Raw genomic sequence first — 17,990 nt, forward strand, 5'->3', positions numbered from 1 at the left:
TTGAATTCAGCGAGCGATTCAAGGAAGGATTTGGAATTTCTTATCTCCTATCTCTATACCGTCGAGTTGTATTTTTAAAACGTAAGTTCCTTGGTTCAAAATTGCTGGCAAGGTCCATGCTGTGAAAGTGGAACCCTCAGGAATTTTGGAAGTGAATTTTAGAAGTTCTTTCGATTCTCCTTCTTTTGCGATTTCCAAATTAAATTGGAAAGGTCCGTTTTTGAATAGAGGAAAGGAAAGATATATATTCTTATTTCTAAAAAGATCTTCTACCTTACACCCAGTGCTTTCAAACATTTGAGGTTTCTGATGGGAAAGACAAAACAAACTCAGATCTGTAGTTGGAAATCCCTTCGGTCTTAGATGATCGGGCTGCCAGTATGCATTGCCTTCCGAAAGAATTTCTGATTCTCCTAATTCTGTAAGAAAGAAAGTAGGAAAAGATTTTTTTCTTCTACCTTTCCTTGGACTATAAACTTCAAAATGCAGATGAGGGCCGGTGCTATAACCAGTATTTCCGGAGATTCCGATTTTTTGACCGGCACTTACTTGGTCACCTACGGACACCAAGACTCCGGATTTTTGCAAATGACCGTACATTGCGATAGTCCCATCCGAGTGAGAAATCAGAACGTAATTCGCCTTTTCTATCAACTTCGGATCAAATCCGCCTTGGGAATATTGGTCCTGCAAAGAAACCACAAGACCATCCCTAGCCGCAAAAATAGGAGTTCCTTCCTGCAGAACAAAATCCAAAGAATACTTTGAGTCACCAGTATGTGCTTGCTTTCCGTCGTACCCTTGTCCGATCCAAGATTTACCATGATAAGGAAGTGTATAGATATACGAGTCCTCATGAACTGAGTCTAGTTTTCCAAAACTGGCAATCGAGCGAATCGAAAACTTCCAGGGTTGTCCGGAATCGATCGGACCGATTTCCGCGACTTTCTTCGGCTCCCTAGAATCGATCACCAAAGACAAAGAAGAGTTTGGAAGCGAGCTTACATTCGTGCCGGAGATTTCTAGATCGACCGTCATCGCGCCACCTAACGGTAGTTCTTTGGCTTCGAGAAACACAGATCCGCCTGTAGAATCGTATTCTACTTTGAAGCAAACCTTTCGTATGTCGCAGGTTTCCTGGGTGATTGCTCGGATTGGGTGTGCAAGGGCTAGGAAACCAAAGATTAGGTACGATACTCTGATTTTTCGAGAGTCCATTTTTCGGCCGAATTAATTTAGACTCGAATGTTTGTTTGAATCCAGAAGAAAAAAAGGCTTGGAAAGGAGGATCGATTCTAAAGAAGGAAGCCCGCTGCCGGAATTGAACCGGCGACCTTTTCATTACGAGGGAAATGCTCTACCCCTGAGCTAAGCGGGCATGCTTTCCTTTACCATCTTGTTGTCTAAACTGTCAAGAGTTTCATTGGCGGGTAGATCGGTGCTTTCCTTTTACTTTTGCCCGCATATTCGTTTGCAATTTTGAGAATCTGCCTTAGAGTCGGTCCCAGTTCAACCGTGCTATGGTGATCGGTATCTATTATGAATCCATTTTTTGAAAATAAAGCTTTCTTAGTCACAGGTGCAAGCTCTGGAATTGGCAAGGCAATCGCAATTGAGCTCGCGAATTCCGGTGCGACCGTAGGAGTTATTGCGCGACGCAAAGAGAATCTAAAGGAATTAAAATCTCTAGTAAAAGATCCTAACCTTATCATAATTTTGCCCGCGGATGTTTCTGCTGAATCGGAAGTGAAAAAGGTAGTCGAGGAATTTAAGAAAAAAGCAAAGAGAGTCGACGGCCTTATTCATAACGCGGGAGTCTCTATGAGAGCACTTGCTTCGGAAGCCGATATGAAAGTTTTTAGGAACTTGATGGATATAAACTATTTTCCTTTGGTACATTTTTACAAATTGCTGGAATCAGATCTGAAACAGTCGGACGGACATCTTGTCGCTGTCTCTTCTATCCAGGGAAAATTTGCCACTCAGTTTCGTTCGGGGTATGCCGCGAGTAAACATGCAATCCAAGGATTTATGGACAGCGTGAGATTGGAAAACGCGAAAACCGGAATGCATGTGCTAACTGTTTGTCCTGGTTTTGTAAAGACTGAGATCTCTATTAAAGCATTGTCTGCCGACGGTTCTCCACACGGAATCATGGACGAGGGTCAGAAGAAAGGATTAGAAACGAATAAAGTAGCTAAGAAAATCTTGAAGGCAATCGAAAAGAGAAAAAGAGATCTATATCCGGCCGGCTTAAAAGAAAAGTTCGCGCTACTTCTGAGCAAATTCGCACCAAAAACTTTGGATAAGGTGCTTCTGAAAACTCGGGTTACCTGAAAAATAGAAGTGAGGGATAGAACGAGAGAACTTCGGTTTAGACTCTCCGAAATCTTTCTATCGTTTCACATCCATTACTAAACGAATTCCGGCTTTTCGATCGGTTGAAAGATTCGGGTATCCTCCGAAATCTCTCGAGTATGCTGTCGCAAAATCCTTACTTGAATCGTACGATCCTCCGCGAATCACTCTGAGATGTTTTCCGAATTTTACTCCTGACATTCGATGACCTTTGTAAGGAAGGTACGCTGAGCTAGTCCATTCGGCAGCATTTCCGCACATTCCGATAACTCCGTAAGGACTTCCCCCCTTGGTGGCTAGTTCGAAAACCGAAACCAATCTTCTGCGGCCGCTTTCTTTTGTATTGCATAGTTCCGGATCAAATTCGTTTCCGAAAGGATAGTCTCGAGATTGAACCGTAAATTCGTAGCTTTCATCCTTCTTCAATCTCCAGGTAAGTCCAGTGCCTCGAGCGGCTTTTTCCCATTCCAACTCTGTAGGTAATCTTTTTCCGGTCCACCTGGCGTACAATTCCGCTTCCCTGAAGGTCAGGTTGGTTACTGGGATGTAATCCTTTCCTTTCGGATAGACACCGTTTTCCCAATGGGGCGGCGGTGCTGTTCCTGTTTCCATTATGAATTTATAATATTCTTTGTTTGTGACTTCGTATTTGTCTATGTAAAAGGATTGTATTTCTTCCAGATTTGATCTGTCAGGTCTGTTGAAAAAAGGATTAAAGCTATCATCAGAGGAATCGACCCCTTGTCCGTAGAGAAAATATCCCATATGCTCATAATAAGTCTGGCCCTGGATTTCGTAGCCGGAAGGTACTAAGACCATTTCTTTTCCGTCTTTTGGGTGTAGCAGCATTTTTGCCGGCCTGTTTCTTGTTCTATCGGCTTCATCGAATACTCCGGGATCTTGGTAGAATTTCTCCAGGTCGTACTCTCCAACCAAAAGTCCGGTCACAATCATCCGATTTGGAACTCCGGGCAATAAGGCAAAACTTCCTCTTAACTCTATCGCTCTCGGAAAAGTTCTGTTTCTTTTTTTTCCGAATTCTATTTCAATATGCTCTGTCTGAAAAGTTCCGATTTCCTCAAATCGAGGTTTGTTCATCAGCTTCAACTCGGAACGGTTCTCTAGTATTCCTTTGATTTCATCTTCCGTCTTGCCGGAAAAGTAGGAGCTCTCCTCGATCCTAATTTTGACTTTTCCTTTGTTTCTGTAAACTCCATGCAGCTCACCGGTCCAAAGTACAGATTTCCGAGTATCCGTGCTTTCTAATTTTGGTGAGGGCTGAGACTGCCCCAAGGTGGAAATCGTAAATGAAAATAGAAACAGAAGTGGAACAGTGCGTAGGCAAAAATCTGCCAATATGTTTGTAGATTTCTTAGAGGAGATTTGAAGTAACCTTTTCATATTCAGGCCGGATCTTATTTGAATCATCGGCAGAACCGGGACCTCCCAACTGTAATTTATCTTCGATTTCGTTTTGGATAAATCACATTTCCGGCTTTTCGAAGTGAATGAATCAATTCGTCAAAAACGATAGGCTTGCTTACGTAATCATTCATTCCGGCCCTCAAGCAAAGCTCCCTGTCCCCTTGCATCGCTGCGGCAGTCATCGCGATAATATAAGGCTGTTCTTGCTGAGGCCAAGTATTTCGAATAATTTGAGTGGCTTGGATTCCGTCCATATCAGGCATATGGAGGTCCATCAGTATGATTTCGAATTTGCTTTCCCGTACCTTGTTTAAAACTACCTTTCCGTTTTCTGCAATCGTGGGATCGTAGCCTAATTTCTGCAAGATCCTCTTGGCCAATGCTTGATTGATTTCGTTATCTTCGGCTACCAAGATTCTGAAAGGATAATTGCTCTGAAAGAATTCTTTTTGATTTTCCAAGTAAGAAGATGCAGTATTTGCTTTCGATTTCTGTCCACCTTTTATTAGAATTTCTGCAACCGTTTGCTCAACATCCTTTTTTTTGGCCGGTTTGTTGAGCTCCTTTTCGAATAAGATTCGGATTTTCTCCTTCTCTTCCTGATCAGAAGAAAATGAAGAAAGCAGCACTAAAGGAAATTGGAAATTCTTATTTCTGAGTTCTTCCGCAAAGTTCACTCCAGTATCGGTTTCTAAATCGTAGTCGATAATTCCGAGTTCCGGATTCATACCTAGATCTAAAAGAGCCCAGGCCTCCTTTGAGTTTTTCGCAGAAAGCGTAACCAGGCCAAGGATTTGAAGTTGGTGGGAAAGAATCCTTAAATTTGTCTGATTATCGTCTACGATCAACACTTTACGATTTACTAATTCGGGGTAGGCCGCATCCGATTCTTTTCTCGGAGGCTCGATTTCCCCTTCGACTTGGATTTCAAAGGAAAAAGTCGTACCTTGATTTGGTTCGCTATCTACCCAGATTTTTCCTCCCATCATTTGCACCAATCTGGAAGAAATAGATAATCCTAATCCGGATCCCCCGTATTTTCTAGTAGAGCTGGTATCGACTTGATAAAAGGGTTGGAATAAGTTCCTTTGCTTTTCAGGTGGAATTCCTATTCCAGTGTCATGAATCGAAAATAGAATCGTGAATAGATTTCCGTCTTTCTTCTTCAATTCAGAGGATAAGAATATTTCTCCTGTTTCGGTGAACTTAAGTGAGTTTCCAATCAAATTGATAAAGACTTGTCTTAATCTTAGTTTATCTCCCACGATTAAGTTCGGAACCGAAGGATCTATATAGTGGACCAAATCTATTTTCTTTTCCGCGGCCCGAGATCTGAATAAATCCAAAATTTCTTCCACGCATTCTAACAAGGAAAACTGTTTATTTTCTAGAGCAAGTGTTCCGGATTCTATTTTAGAGTAATCTAATATATCATTGATAATGGAAAGTAAGCTTTCGCCGCTTTTTTGTATAATTTCCGCAAAATCCCTTTGCTCTGGACTGATACTCGAATCCAGAAGTAACTCTGTCATTCCGATTACTCCATTCATTGGGGTCCTTATTTCGTGACTCATCATCGCGAGGAACTCTGATTTTGCGTGATTTGCTTTTTCTGCTTCTTCTTTCGCCTTCTTGAGATCGTCCTCGTAATTTTTACGAACAGTGATATCCGTGAATAATCCACAAATCGCATAGACTCGACTCTCCAAATCTAAGAGTGGAACATTCACACAATAAAATGTCTTTTCGCCCTCTGTAGTGGACAATTCCAGTTCGTAATCTACGGGACCTTGTTTCTCCAAAGAGATATCGATCATCCTCTGTATGAACTGGCTCTTTTCCGGACCTAAAAGTGAAATTGCTTCGATCGGTTCTCTATTCATCGGATTGATTAACTTTGAATCGAAGACTCGATTTCTAAATAGAATTTGACCCTTCGGGTCGTACATCGCGAAGGCTGATGGCAAGTTGTCCAAAATGGAAAGCAGTCTAGATTCGCTCTCGATCAATCTGCCGGTAATTTCTTTTTTCTCTCGAATTTCCTTTATAATCAAAAAGGATCCATAGAATACAATGAATAAGGTTCCAAAGAGAAGTAGTCCAAGAATGCTGAATGTGGCGTTGAGCAGAGAGACTCTTTTTGCAATTCTTTCCTTGAGTAAAACCCTTTCGACGGCAGCGATTCTGTCGATCATCAAGTTCATTTTTTCCACATCTCGGATATCTCCTTTTAGAATCGCCGAGAGTTTGTTTTTGGAAGTCTTTACTTCTTCTAAGAGTGTCTCTGCCTTTAGAACCTGTTCCTGATTATCAGAAACTAAATTCTTTAGTTCAGAGGTTTCTTGCTCGATTTCATTCAGTGTAGTTTTTACGGATTCGTTCGAATCGCGTCGCACGAAAGGAGAGGTTACTTGGATGTTCTGAACCAGTGCTTTTGTTTTATTTGTTTGGTAAATAACTTGGAATGTGTGGGCTACCCAGTCTCCCGCAGATTTCAATTCGAATACAGTCCAGATACTTAATAAACTCGCGAGCAGTACAAAAAAAGATAATGATCCGAATCCTACTAGAATCTTATCCTGCAATCCCAGGTGTTTGTTTAGGAAACGAGATAATCTCTTTTGCATACGTTATCATTCCCACAAAAAATAAAACAGGAAAAGATTTCTTAGATAGAATCAGAAATTCTAGTATAGCGTATTTAGTTGTCAAACAACCTTTTTTCCGACGAAAAGGGGTCGGGCCTTGACTCAAAATAAAGGAGTCTAAATCTGGTAATCTTAAGGGTTTGAATTTTTGAATTCTAAATCGAGAATTAAAGAAAACTGTTGTACCAAGGGACCGGATCGTTTACGATGAAATCTTCCGTATATGAGATTTACCTTTCCATTTCGGGAGAAGGAATATCTGCAGGAATTCCTACGGTTTTCGTGAGATTTGCAGGATGTTCTCTTCGTTGTGGAATGGTAGGAGACAGAAAACTTTGGTGTGATACCCCGTACGCACTATCTCCGAATTCGGGTAAGGAAAAAGACCTAGCAGAGGTACTGAACGAAATCGAAGGCTTTTCGGAAGCTCCGACTCAGGTGTTACTTACCGGAGGAGAACCGCTCGAAGGATCAAACAGAGGATTTTCTCAAGCTCTCGCGACTTCTCTTTCGGAAAGCAGAAAAGCTCTAGACCTTTACCGAAGGGTTAGAGTAGAAACGAACGGAGCGGAAGCTTTAAGAGGACTCGAAAACATGGTTTTTACTATGGATTACAAGCTGCCCGGCTCCGGGATGGAAGATAGGATGCTTCTCGATAATCTTCGTTATTTGAAAGAGAGAAACGATCCTTTGGACGAGATCAAGTTCGTGATCCGAGATCGTTCTGATTTTGAAAGGACGCTCGAAGTGATCAATCAGTATGAATTGTCCGGAAACCTTTTAGCATCTCCAGTGTACGGAGAATTGGATGCTGAAACTCTCATAGATTGGATCAAAGAATCGAGTAAGAAAAACTTAAGACTATCGCTGCAAGTTCACAAATTCATTTGGGGAGAAAGAAGGGGAGTTTGAATTTGACACTGCAGCTCAGCTTAGATTTTGAATCCGAATCTAAATCCGGATATAGAGGTGATTCTTGTTATTTAAGAAATGAAATTTCTCTAGGAATCGGCCGCATTCAATCCTCGGAAGCAGGAAAGCTAAGCATTTTCTTTCCAAAGGATTCTATTACTAAAACAGTCTCCGAAAATTCCCCGAATTTACAAATCCTAGGTTCCTATCCACAACCTCTTTCCCAACCTGCGGTGGAATCAGAGTTTCAAAGATTGAGCTTGAGCGCTTATGAACTGAAGTTGACTCATGCGTACGATAAGCTCTCGGCTTTGTCCAATTCTAGAACTAGACTGTTACCACATCAGATCGAATCGACTTATGTTGTAGTGAACTCTCTAAAGCCCAGATTTATTCTTGCGGACGAGGTTGGTCTCGGAAAGACAATCGAAGCAGCTCTAGTTATGAAGGAGCTAATTTTTCGAAGAGGCTATAAAAAGGTTCTGATTGTTGCTCCTTCGCCTCTTCTGGTGCAATGGCAACAGGAGCTTCGAAATAAATTTAACGAAGAATTCGAAATCGTAAAACGTAAGAACTTTGTCACCTCCGGAACTAAAAATTGGAAAAACTTTAAGCACGTAATCACTTCAGTAGACTTTATTAAAAATCCGAAATATGCCGAGGAAATCCTCAAAACAAAATGGGATATCGTCATATTCGATGAGGCTCATAGACTCAGAAGAGATTATCACAAGATCACTCGCGCCTATTTGTTTGCCGAAAAAATATCAAAAAAATGTGAATGTCTACTGCTGTTGACAGCGACTCCGTTTCGAGGAAAACTAGAAGAGCTCTATTATCTACTTCACTTAATCGATCCGAATATTCTCGGACATTATCACACTTTTGTAAATGATTACGTGATTGGCAATAAATCCGATCTAAAAGAAAAGATTTCCAAGGTTCTGCTTAGAAGAAGAAAAGTGGAAGTAGGCGGATTTACAAAAAGATTCGCGAAGACGGTCAAGATAGAATTATCGCCGGTCGAAAGACAATTCTACGACGAAACGACGGAATATGTTCGCAGAGAGTATAATCTTGCGATGCGAAACCAAAATCGTGCAGTTGGATTCGTAATGATTGTTTTTCAGAAATTACTGGACTCTTCGGTATTTGCGCTTTTGTCTGCGCTTTCAAAAAGAAAATTCCTTTTAGAAAATCGATTTCATCGTCTCCAAGCTTTGGAAAACAAACTCGACGAGTGGGATTTGGACGAAACCGAAGGCGTAGAGGATTTTGTTTCGGATTTGGATGAATCCTCGCCAGGAGATCTGGCAAGTTTGAAGAGAGAGTTACTCTCCTTGAATCGATTGATTTTGCTCGGAAAGAAAATTAAAGAAGATCGAAAGTCCCAAAAGTTAAAGGAAACGATCGCTAAGCTAAAAAAAGAAGGGCATCATAAATTTATTATATTTACTCAGTTTCGTAGTACCCAGGATTTTCTCGCATCCACTTTGTCTGACTATAAAGTGACAGTTTTTCACGGTTCACTTTCGGCAGATGCGAAGGAAGCAGCTATCCAGGAATTTCGCAATTCTACAGAGATTTTGATTTGTACTGAGGCGGGCGGAGAAGGTAGAAACCTTCAGTTCTCGAATGTGTTGTTCAACTACGATTTACCTTGGAGCCCTTTGAAAATAGAACAAAGGATCGGAAGAATCCATCGTTTTGGTCAAAAGGACAACGTATTCATTTTCAACTTTGCAAGCAAGGATACAGTTGCGGAGAGAATCCTGGAAGTTCTCTCCAACAAAATCAGGTTATTCGAAGAATCGATCGGTGTTTCCGACGAATTGCTCGGCGCGATTGAAGACGAACTGGATTTCCATTCTAGTTTTATGAGGTTCGTTACAGGGAATAAATCCAAGACAGAAGTGGAAGAGGAAATAGATCAGAGAATCAAGGTCGCAAAGAAAGGATTCGAAAAATTAGGATCGTTAGTCACTCCTAAATTAATAGATTTTAATTTAGAAGATTATTATAAGACCACGTTGCAAGAGCGCTCTTATACGAATTCTCATTTGGAAGAATTCTTTGTTCAATATGCAAAATCATATCCTGAGTTGGCCCCTTGCAAATTAAGACCGCTCGGAAAGGATATGTATCAATTAGAATCTCCGGATTATAAAGGGAAAAGAGCTACATTCGATTCTGAAAAGGCACTCACTGATGATAGCCTTGAGTTTCTCGCATTTGGACATCCTTTGATCGACCAGGCTGTGCTCTCCTTTTGGAGGGATAGAAAGGGATGGAGAACCGGATATTACAGATCCGATAGCAATTATCTGTATTTTATTTTCATGGTCGAATTTCGATTCTCTTTAGAAAGAAAAGAGCTTTTTACAGTTCAGGTAAATCGAAGGAGTTCCCTTGCTAAAGTAATCGAAACCTTGCCGGATGAAGTCAGAGAAAATATCGCTGATGGTCCGGAGGCTACTTCCTTAGATCAATTAGAGACGTATTTCCTCACAGCTTGCGAAATCCTACAAGAGTCTTTAGAGACTAGAAAGAGACAATTGAACGAGCAGACCAAGGACTTATTCTTAAAAGAAGAATACAAGATACGTACAAGCAACCAGAGCACTCTGAGGCAACTGGAAGAGAAGTTGATGCGTCAGGAAGCTGCTTATAAATGGGAAGGGAAACCGGAAAAGAAATCCGCAATGAACCGAACCAGAAACGAGATCCAAAAGGTAAAAGAAGAGTTCGAAGTCGAACTCAGAAAGGTCCGGGTCGGCAAAGACATTCACCATAGATTCGAGCTGTTCCAAGTCTATCTTCCCTTTTAGAAAATCCAGGTTTACTGCTGGACATCCTCCAGCCCCACGAGCATTTGTTCTAGTACTCCGCCGAAATCTTCGGCATTAGGAGATTTTGACCGTGAAACTTTCCCTAGATTGGATGAATGACTTTGTTCCCCTGAAGGATGTCCCACTAAACGACATCATTCGGAAAATAGCTGCTTCCATTTGCGAGTTGGATGCTGCGGAAGAGTTTTTTCCCCACCTAGAAAAAGTAGTCTTGGTGCAGATTCAGTCCGTAGAGAAGCATTCCCAGGCAGATAAGCTGCTCGTTGCGAGTGTCAGCGACGGTAAAAAGAAGCACCAGATCGTATCCGGTGCACCCAATCTTAAAGTCGGACAAATTGTTCCCTTAGCGATTCCGGGTGCAGTGATTGCAGGTCGCGAAATTAAAGAGTCCGAACTTAGAGGAGTTTCTAGTTCTGGAATGCTGTGCTCCGAAAAAGAACTCGGATTGTCTGAGGAAGACGACGGTGTAATGGTTTTTAGCGAAAGCGACGCAAAGCCAGGCTTAAACCTAAGGGAATATCTCGGATTCGTAGATACAATATTCGATATCGATAATAAATCGATCACTCATCGTCCTGATTTGTGGAGCCACTTTGGTTTTGCGAGAGAGCTTGCTGCCCAGTTGAAGCTTCCGATTCTTTTTCATCCCTTAGAACAAGATTGCAAGTTTAGTGATAAGATCCCTTCTCCCGTTGTAAGGGATACTGAATTCGCTCACTCATATTTCTCTTCCAGGATCGAAGGGGTCAAAATAGTTCCTTCGAATACAAAAATAAGGTCTCGCTTGAAAAAGTGCGGAGTTCGCGTAATTAATAATGTCGTCGACGTTTCGAATTACTTGTTGCTCGAAGTAGGACAACCCACACATTTTTTTGACACGGCAAAGTTAGAGAGCCTTGGTGGAATTCAGTTGGAAGTAGACTCAGCTAAAAACGGAGAATCATTTCTTCTTTTAGATGATACCTCTCCGAAACTGGATTCGGATCTTTTAGTGATTCGTAATGCAGGCAAGCCCGTTGCGATTGCAGGAGTGATGGGTGGCGCCGAATCTGCAGTCGGTGATTCTACCAAAAGTCTAATTTTAGAATCTGCCGTCTTCCCTAGGGAGTTAGTCCGTAAATCCATTCGCAAAACTGGAATCCGTTCCGAGTCTTCGATTCGGTACGAAAAAGGGCTAGAGGCTACCACTACTCTTCCTGTGATCAAGAGAACTGTACAGCTTCTCAGAGAAAACGGTTGTTTGGATGCAGAGGCAAGTATGCCTGCAGGGTATATCCATACCGAGGAAAAGAAAGTAGTGATTCGATTGGATTTAGATTTTCTAAACAAAAAACTCGGAACCAAAATCGATAAAAATACTGTGGATGGAATATTAAAAAATCTTTATTTTTCCACGACTTGGAAAGCGGAAATCGCAGAAGTAACAGTACCAAAATTCAGACACAATTACGATATCACGATTCCGGAAGATTTGGTAGAGGAGGTAGGTCGCAGCCTAGGTTACGATTCTATTCCGTTGCAGCCCTTATTTGCTGAAGTAAAGACTCCTGCGATCAATAGAGAAAGAGAGTTGGAAAGGCTTTTGAAGAATCAGTTCGCAAACATGCTCGGTTTTAACGAAGTCTATAATTACTCTTTTTCATCCAAGCCGGACAATTCTATCGAAGGCCCGAAATTCGAAGCGATAGAAATCAAGAATTCAATGCCGGAAGAACAGAGCTTTTTAAGAGCTTCGTTGTATCCTTCCTTACTCAAAAATGTCAGATTGAATTCCGATAGATTCGATTCGATTCATATCTTTGAGTTCGGTAGATCCTACGAAAAGTCAAAGAACCCCGGAAAAGATCCAGCAGAAGCTCCAGCGAAAGAATCCAAATGGCTGGCTTGGGCGGTTTGCCAAGGAAGGAAGTGGAACGAGAAAGATCTTTCTATTGTAGAGAACGATTTTTTGCAAGTTCGCAGTGAGATTGAAAGCGTTCTTAGAAACTTGAATATTCGTAACTTTTCCTGGGAGAACACGAATCTTCCGTACTTTCATCCTAGTGCAAATCTCTTCCTTAAATCTTCGGGCTGCGTAATCGGAGAACTAGGTTATGCTCATCCTGCCTTGGTGGATCAGATGGATTTGAAAAAAAGAGTTATCTTGGGCAAATTCGATTTCGCAGCTCTAAGTTCCGTTTGGATGGCTGACCGAAAAATAAATTACTTCAAAGTTCCCTCCAATTTCCCTCAGACGGAAATCGATCTATCGATCGTGATGGATAGAAGTGAATCTTCCGGAAACTTTGCGAAGCTTGTCATGAAAGAAAAAATCCAGGAATTAAGCGACTTAAAGGTTACCGTAGTTTTCACTGGAGGGAATCTATCCGAACAGCAAAAATCGGTCACCTACCGATTCCAACTATTAGAATCCGAAAAGAATCTTACTGCAGATCGTATCAAGGAAATTACGGATAGATTGGTCGAACTTGCGAAATCATCTGGTTACTCCTTGAGGTAGTTCCCAGGACTACTTATAGAAACATTACGAAAAAATTATGAAGATTCACGAGACAGCTTTTATTCATCCTGCGGCGACAGTTATAGGAATGGTCGAACTTGGACCTTTTTCTTCCATCTGGCCAGGGGCTGTTTTACGAGCGGACATGAGTTCCATCACTTTAGGAGAGGCCGTTAATATACAGGATAATAGTACGCTTCATACGGATTGGAAGACTGGAATTTCAATCGGCGATTATTCCTTGATCGGTCACAATGCAATGTTGCATGGATGCAAAATCGGTCGAGCTTGTCTCATTGGGATCGGCTCTATCGTACTCGATGATGCAGAAATCGGAGACGGGGCAATGATCCTGGCCGGTTGTATGATTCGTGGAGGGAAGAAAATCCCGCCTCGTTCGATGGTCTTTCCGAAAAACGGAAGTATCGTAATTCAGGAAAACAAGGCAAGACCGGAAATGACTGTCGCAGGTTGTTTAGAATATATAGAACTTTCTAAACGATTCAGACAAAACAAGTTCGAACCATTTACGAAAGAGCAGGAAGAGAATTTTGTTCAAGAGGCGAAAAAAATTCTCTCCCGTCTTGGAATCTGAACTTTCAGATCGAATATTATAAATTAACGATCTTCTATATGCTTTGAATTCCTTTGAGAACCGTCAGAATCTTCGGTCCTTTTTGATTCGAAAGGTTTTCGGTGGTGGTGCCTGTTAGCACGAACGCCTTGTTTCCCTTTATGAAAACCAGCTGATAATTATGAATCTGCAGGTCTCCATCGTTGGACGCAGTTGTGAAAGTTCCTTCGATCAAAGCAGCAGGAAGTCCTCCGATCGTCAGCTTTTGTGTAACACCGACTTGCTTGTACCCAGCGAGCAATTTTGGATACAGTTGAAAGACTGCTTCCAAGTATTCATCTAGGGTAAAAGCTTTTTTCCTCTTTGGAAGAATTTCCGTGGTCATATTGATATTCGAATTAAATCCTTCAGGCGGAATTACGTTTTGTGGATATTCTAAAAGATAAAAGTGGATTCCAGTTTTTGCCAAGGTATCCAATCGAATGTTGGAACTTAATTTTTCTTTGGCGTAGTCTTCTCCCGCTTTTATCAATTTTGGATCATTGGTAAAAGTCCATCCGGTATAATCGATTTTTACTCCTAACTCTGGGATGTTGATTTTGTTCTCTTCCGCTCCGGTCGTTGCAGCTTCCGCAAAGAGCGAAACAGAAAAAATAAACGTTAAAACAACCAGAAGTGCAAGTTTTGAACGTTGAAGCATGGTTAAACTCCTGCCCTAATTTTCATTTGGAATCCGTTGGGCTCCGCATTCCTGTAATTCCTTTAAAAGAAGCCAATATTTTTGAACCTTTCTCGTCCGATTCTATCTCGGTAGTCGAACCTGTAAAAACATAAGCCTGTCCTTCCTTTAAGAAGATCAGCTGATAATTATGAATTTCTGTTAGACCTTCGGGAAGCTCTGTCAAAAAATTACTTTCGACTAAAGCGCCTTTCTGGCCCGCGATTTCTAATTTTTGAGGCTCCGCAGAGATGCTAAATTTCTTATAGAGATTTGAATAGAGTGCTCCCATGGAAGCAACGTAATCGTCTAATGTAGCTTTCGAATATTTTTCCGGCAATTGCTCTGAGATTAGGCTAATGTTTGTTCTAAATCCTGGGGCCCCGCTTTTCTCCTGCTCTTCATCAAAAAGATAGAATAAGATTTTCGGTTCCACTTTCACCTTCTGAGGTCTTTTCGTTTTCTTGGAAACTTTTTCTTCCGCAAACTGAATTTGTAAACCAGTTGAATAAGTCCATCCGTCATAATTCATGACAAAGCCTAACTCAGGAATTTCTAAAGTCTTGTTAACTGTCGGTGTGTTTTCGTAACAGTTGGAACTTACTTGAACGGAAAGTAAGAGGAGTAAAATTCTATGATATCGCTCCGACTTCATATCCGCACTTAGTCCAGGCGATAGAGTGAAGCAACAAATCTGAAGATTGGCAAGTAATTTCTATTTAGAATATGGTAAGCGTTTATTTTACTCTTCGTCTGAATAGCAAACCGGACCAAGTTTCGTCAATGGCGCATACTTTTACGTCCACTAATCCTTGTTGTAATCCGATTTCTCGGATTTTATCCTCTTTCAAATCTGTAGGAACTCCTGAAGAGGCTTTAGGCCAGGAAATCCAGATCATTCCTTTGGTAGCGAGCGCTTTCTCCATTTTAGGAAAGTTTGCTTCTAGTTCTTTTGCGGATTTCGTGAAGAAATGAATGTAGTCGAGTGAACCGACTAGTTTTTTCTTGATTTCTAATTTAGGAGGAAGGTCTTCCAAGAGCGCGAGAAAGTTGTCAGGTGAATTGATAAAGATTGCTACTTGTTCTTCCTTCAGTCCCAGTTTCTTTACGAGCGGTGTTCCAGAATATCCAGCCATTGCAACTCTCCTTGTAGGTATAAAAAAACCGGCAGATCTTTTTCCGCCGGTTTTTACAATCTCTATCGAGTTATCTACGTATCGGTTTTAGAAAGGGAATCCTAATACGATCTTAGCTCTGGTATAGATATCGCTTACGCAGAATCCGAACAGAAGTGCCAGGAACAAAAATCCGGAACCGAAGATAACTCTATTCATAAAGTTATCATATTTCAAGTGCATAAAATAAGCTAAGACCAAGGTAGCTTTTGCAGTCGCAACAGCCATTGCGATTACAGTATTCATCGCTCCAAAGTCAATTCCGGCGACCCAAACAGTGATGATGGTTCCGACAATCAGTGCTACGAATACCATTAGATAAGTAGGAATAGGAATTAGGTGGTGAGCTCCATGGTGTTCTTCTTTTTCAGGAACGTGAGGTTTGGCGTTAATGCTTGCTTTTCCTGCATCTACTGCGTTCTGCAGAGCCTTTCCTATTTTCGTATCTTTGTTTTTTTCTAGAAAGGATTTGAGCTTATCCTCTTCTACAATCTGAGCCAGGAAGTTCACTGCGAATCCCGCCACAGTAGTGTTCACGATTGCTCCTGCCCCGATCACAAATCCGGTAAAAGGAATCAAAAAGCCTATGCTAACAATGATATAAAGAGAGTAATTGAGAAAGAGTTCCATCTCGCACCTATTGTTTTAGGGAAATTGAGGATCCCAACAAGGGACAGGACCAGTTTCGAAGGGAGGGAAAGAATCACAAGTACATTTCATTAGCAAAAACGAAGTCTCGCCTGTTCCTGTATCTCCTTCGTCATGCCTAGAGGATTTTCCGCCTCCTGCTTCGGAATTCTAAACCAAAGGAGCACTTGCCGATACGGTTTTTCCGATGGGTCTGAAAAGGGAGAAAGCGCAGAGATTTTCCAACCGGTTTCCTTTTCCCATAGGTTGAGCAAATTGTAACTATCAGGATTTGCACGTATGTTTTTAACAAAAAGTAATAAGTCCCTTTTGGAATGGTCTTTTGCTGATTGAGAAAGTTCTAAAAGCACCCTTCCCATAGTCCAACGAAAGTTGATCTCACTCACCCTCCTGCATTGAATCCCTTGCGATGTTTTAAAATAAAAAGAGTCAATGGAACCGAATCCGGAGTACTCCGGAGCAAAATCCGAGAGTTTAACCAGGCATTCTTTCATCTCGGAAATATAATCCTGAGACTCATCTTCCGAGGATAACCAATTTCCAACGTATCTTCCTTTCGCATCGGAGAGTAATAGAGTTGAGGCATCCATTTTGAAAGTTCCATTTATTGAATGAAATAAAAGGCTGTGGTCGGATACTCGATCTACCCAAGGCTCTAAAATGCAGTGCTCAAGATCCGCTTGTAAGGCCGGAATTAACGCCGTGGGAAAGACCTTGTGATTTCCGGAAAAACCAAACTCAGGTTTTGAAACCCAGAAAGAATTTTCCGAATTCTCCTGTGCAATTTTTTGGAGTACGTTTTTGGCTTCTTCCTTGGAGGGAATCATGTAGGACGATAGATCTTCCAACGAGTTCTGATTTTTCCAACTCCATTGACGAAATTTGGAGCACAAGAGTTGCGAGGAACTCTCCAATTGGGGATCAATTTCTAACTGTAAATCCGAATTGATTCTGCAAATTCTTCCCCATTCTTCCAAGTCCGCAGACGAGTATAACGAATGTTTCTTTTCTAGAATATTCCCTGTAATAGAATCAACAGGAAGAATGGAATCGGAAACGCTTACTTTTCTATTCTTCCAATAATTGATCCAATCGCGACTTTGCGTTTGGGTCGTGATTACCTTTGTCCTCGATCGGTTTAAGGCGAACAGAACCAGGATTGCGCATTCGATGATGGAGTTCCTACCTAGCAAGGGTTTCGGAAATAGTTTTCCTGTTCGAATCTCTTCTTCGTAATATGCATTTGGTCGGAAAATACGGGTCATAATTCAAGGATGAATCCGGAAAAAAGCATTTCTCCGATCAAGAATAGGGTGTACTGTTTTCGATAAATAGAATTAAGGCATTCTATATGAAAATCCGAATTCTGACTACTTTAGTATTCTTACTAACGATGCAAGTGCAGTCCGCACCTAAGATCCTGACTCTCGAGGAAAAAGAACTCGAACGTCAAATAGAAGCAATACGAAAAGCCGGTTTTTCGGATATAGAAATAGACAACCTACATTCTTCCATTGCAGAAAACATCTATAAGATCAATCAAATCCTGCAGATGGATACTACCAAAAAAGCGCTCAGATACATAGGAGACGAGCCTCAGGAACTTCCGAAATTTCTATTCAATGATAAAGAAAACAAGCCTTACTTGGAAATAGAACTAGGTCAGGGAGAATCTTTTTGGGATTTCCCGAAAACCTATTTATACAATGCTCGCATTTTCGTATATCCAGGAAGTACGCCTCAGAAGCTGGACAAGATCATCATGCAGTTCAAGAGAACCAATTCCAACGGAGAGGTGTTTATTAGAGAAATGCGCAGGGTGATCAACCTAGATCCCAAGGGACCACAAATCAACCAGGACGGAAAAAGGACACCGAACAATAACAGTGATCTCCGGTTAGAATACTACTCTAGCTATGATACAGAATTGATATGGCCAGATGTTCCGGCTCAGTCCATTCCGCCTAGCGTGGAAACGAAACTGAACGAAGCAACAAATCCTCTGCCTTATAATAAACAGAAGCAAATCATTCTTACTTACAAAAAGTACATGCGCAAAGTGGACAAGATGGTTCGTCGAAAATTGCACGATTTGGAACTGAATCAAAAACGACTGATTTCAAAAATGTTGGAATTCCAATAGGCTTTTTTCGGGATTTGATTCTTTTGAATATGCAAAAGCA

The 17,990-nt window shown here is 41.3% G+C and carries 14 protein-coding genes and 1 tRNA gene; 6 read left to right on the forward strand and 9 right to left on the reverse strand.

Annotated features, from left to right (window positions below; genetic code table 11):
- Positions 1 to 18: 18 nt before the first annotated feature.
- On the reverse strand, positions 19 to 1,218 hold the full coding sequence (locus CH373_RS13365; RefSeq protein WP_100713568.1) for a M23 family metallopeptidase: 1,200 nt from the start codon (positions 1,216 to 1,218) through the stop codon (positions 19 to 21).
- Between the two features lie 88 nt (positions 1,219 to 1,306).
- Positions 1,307 to 1,378 (reverse strand) — tRNA-Thr (locus CH373_RS13370).
- 158 nt (positions 1,379 to 1,536) lie between these two features.
- On the opposite strand from CH373_RS13370, the gene CH373_RS13375 reads away from it, so the two are divergent.
- Positions 1,537 to 2,337, forward strand: coding sequence for an SDR family oxidoreductase (locus CH373_RS13375; RefSeq protein ID WP_207761464.1), 801 nt, complete (start codon positions 1,537 to 1,539; stop codon positions 2,335 to 2,337).
- A gap of 57 nt (positions 2,338 to 2,394) precedes the next feature.
- Here the strand turns inward: CH373_RS13375 and CH373_RS13380 are convergent, their stop codons facing one another.
- Both CH373_RS13380 and CH373_RS13385 read right to left on the reverse strand, forming a co-directional pair.
- The gene (locus tag CH373_RS13380) at positions 2,395 to 3,717 is read right to left on the reverse strand and encodes a formylglycine-generating enzyme family protein (protein ID WP_423789770.1); all 1,323 of its coding nucleotides are present in this window, start codon (positions 3,715 to 3,717) and stop codon (positions 2,395 to 2,397) included.
- 98 nt (positions 3,718 to 3,815) lie between these two features.
- Positions 3,816 to 6,410, reverse strand: coding sequence for a response regulator (locus CH373_RS13385; RefSeq protein WP_100713566.1), 2,595 nt, complete (start codon positions 6,408 to 6,410; stop codon positions 3,816 to 3,818).
- Between the two features lie 228 nt (positions 6,411 to 6,638).
- On the opposite strand from CH373_RS13385, the gene CH373_RS13390 reads away from it, so the two are divergent.
- The 4 genes from CH373_RS13390 (at position 6,639) to CH373_RS13405 (ending at position 13,287) form a co-directional block, all read left to right on the forward strand.
- Positions 6,639 to 7,343, forward strand: a complete 705-nt coding sequence (locus CH373_RS13390) for a 7-carboxy-7-deazaguanine synthase QueE (protein WP_100713565.1) — start codon at positions 6,639 to 6,641, stop codon at positions 7,341 to 7,343.
- A complete protein-coding gene (locus tag CH373_RS13395; protein ID WP_100713564.1) occupies positions 7,340 to 10,171 on the forward strand; it encodes a DEAD/DEAH box helicase in 2,832 nt (943 codons plus the stop codon). Before CH373_RS13390 ends, CH373_RS13395 begins: the two co-directional genes overlap by 4 nt.
- Before the next feature lie 91 nt (positions 10,172 to 10,262).
- Positions 10,263 to 12,692 carry a phenylalanine--tRNA ligase subunit beta gene (pheT, locus tag CH373_RS13400; RefSeq protein WP_100713563.1) on the forward strand — a complete coding sequence of 810 codons (2,430 nt, stop codon included), beginning with the start codon at positions 10,263 to 10,265 and terminating at the stop codon, positions 12,690 to 12,692.
- Between the two features lie 37 nt (positions 12,693 to 12,729).
- Positions 12,730 to 13,287 carry a gamma carbonic anhydrase family protein gene (locus CH373_RS13405; RefSeq protein ID WP_100713562.1) on the forward strand — a complete coding sequence of 186 codons (558 nt, stop codon included), beginning with the start codon at positions 12,730 to 12,732 and terminating at the stop codon, positions 13,285 to 13,287.
- A 34-nt stretch (positions 13,288 to 13,321) separates the two neighbouring features.
- Here the strand turns inward: CH373_RS13405 and CH373_RS13410 are convergent, their stop codons facing one another.
- The 5 genes from CH373_RS13410 to CH373_RS13430 form a co-directional block, all read right to left on the reverse strand.
- Positions 13,322 to 13,966 (reverse strand): DcrB/PsbP domain-containing protein, encoded by a 645-nt coding sequence (locus tag CH373_RS13410; RefSeq protein WP_100713561.1) that lies wholly within the window; start codon positions 13,964 to 13,966, stop codon positions 13,322 to 13,324.
- Between the two features lie 22 nt (positions 13,967 to 13,988).
- The gene (locus tag CH373_RS13415) at positions 13,989 to 14,639 is read right to left on the reverse strand and encodes an LIC_13215 family putative lipoprotein (RefSeq protein WP_100713560.1); all 651 of its coding nucleotides are present in this window, start codon (positions 14,637 to 14,639) and stop codon (positions 13,989 to 13,991) included.
- A gap of 82 nt (positions 14,640 to 14,721) precedes the next feature.
- Positions 14,722 to 15,120, reverse strand: a complete 399-nt coding sequence (locus tag CH373_RS13420; RefSeq protein WP_100713559.1) for a DUF3052 family protein — start codon at positions 15,118 to 15,120, stop codon at positions 14,722 to 14,724.
- 87 nt (positions 15,121 to 15,207) lie between these two features.
- A complete protein-coding gene (locus CH373_RS13425) occupies positions 15,208 to 15,789 on the reverse strand; it encodes a cytochrome C oxidase subunit IV family protein (RefSeq protein ID WP_100713558.1) in 582 nt (193 codons plus the stop codon).
- Between the two features lie 89 nt (positions 15,790 to 15,878).
- The gene (locus CH373_RS13430; RefSeq protein WP_100713557.1) at positions 15,879 to 17,072 is read right to left on the reverse strand and encodes a hypothetical protein; all 1,194 of its coding nucleotides are present in this window, start codon (positions 17,070 to 17,072) and stop codon (positions 15,879 to 15,881) included.
- Positions 17,073 to 17,158: 86 nt separating this feature from the next.
- Here CH373_RS13430 and CH373_RS13435 point away from each other — a divergent pair, with 86 nt between their 5' ends.
- Positions 17,159 to 17,950 carry an LIC13212 family protein gene (locus CH373_RS13435; protein ID WP_100713556.1) on the forward strand — a complete coding sequence of 264 codons (792 nt, stop codon included), beginning with the start codon at positions 17,159 to 17,161 and terminating at the stop codon, positions 17,948 to 17,950.
- The last annotated feature ends 40 nt before the right edge of the window (positions 17,951 to 17,990 follow it).

This window comes from Leptospira perolatii (genome assembly GCF_002811875.1).
Taxonomy (GTDB): domain Bacteria; phylum Spirochaetota; class Leptospiria; order Leptospirales; family Leptospiraceae; genus Leptospira_B; species Leptospira_B perolatii.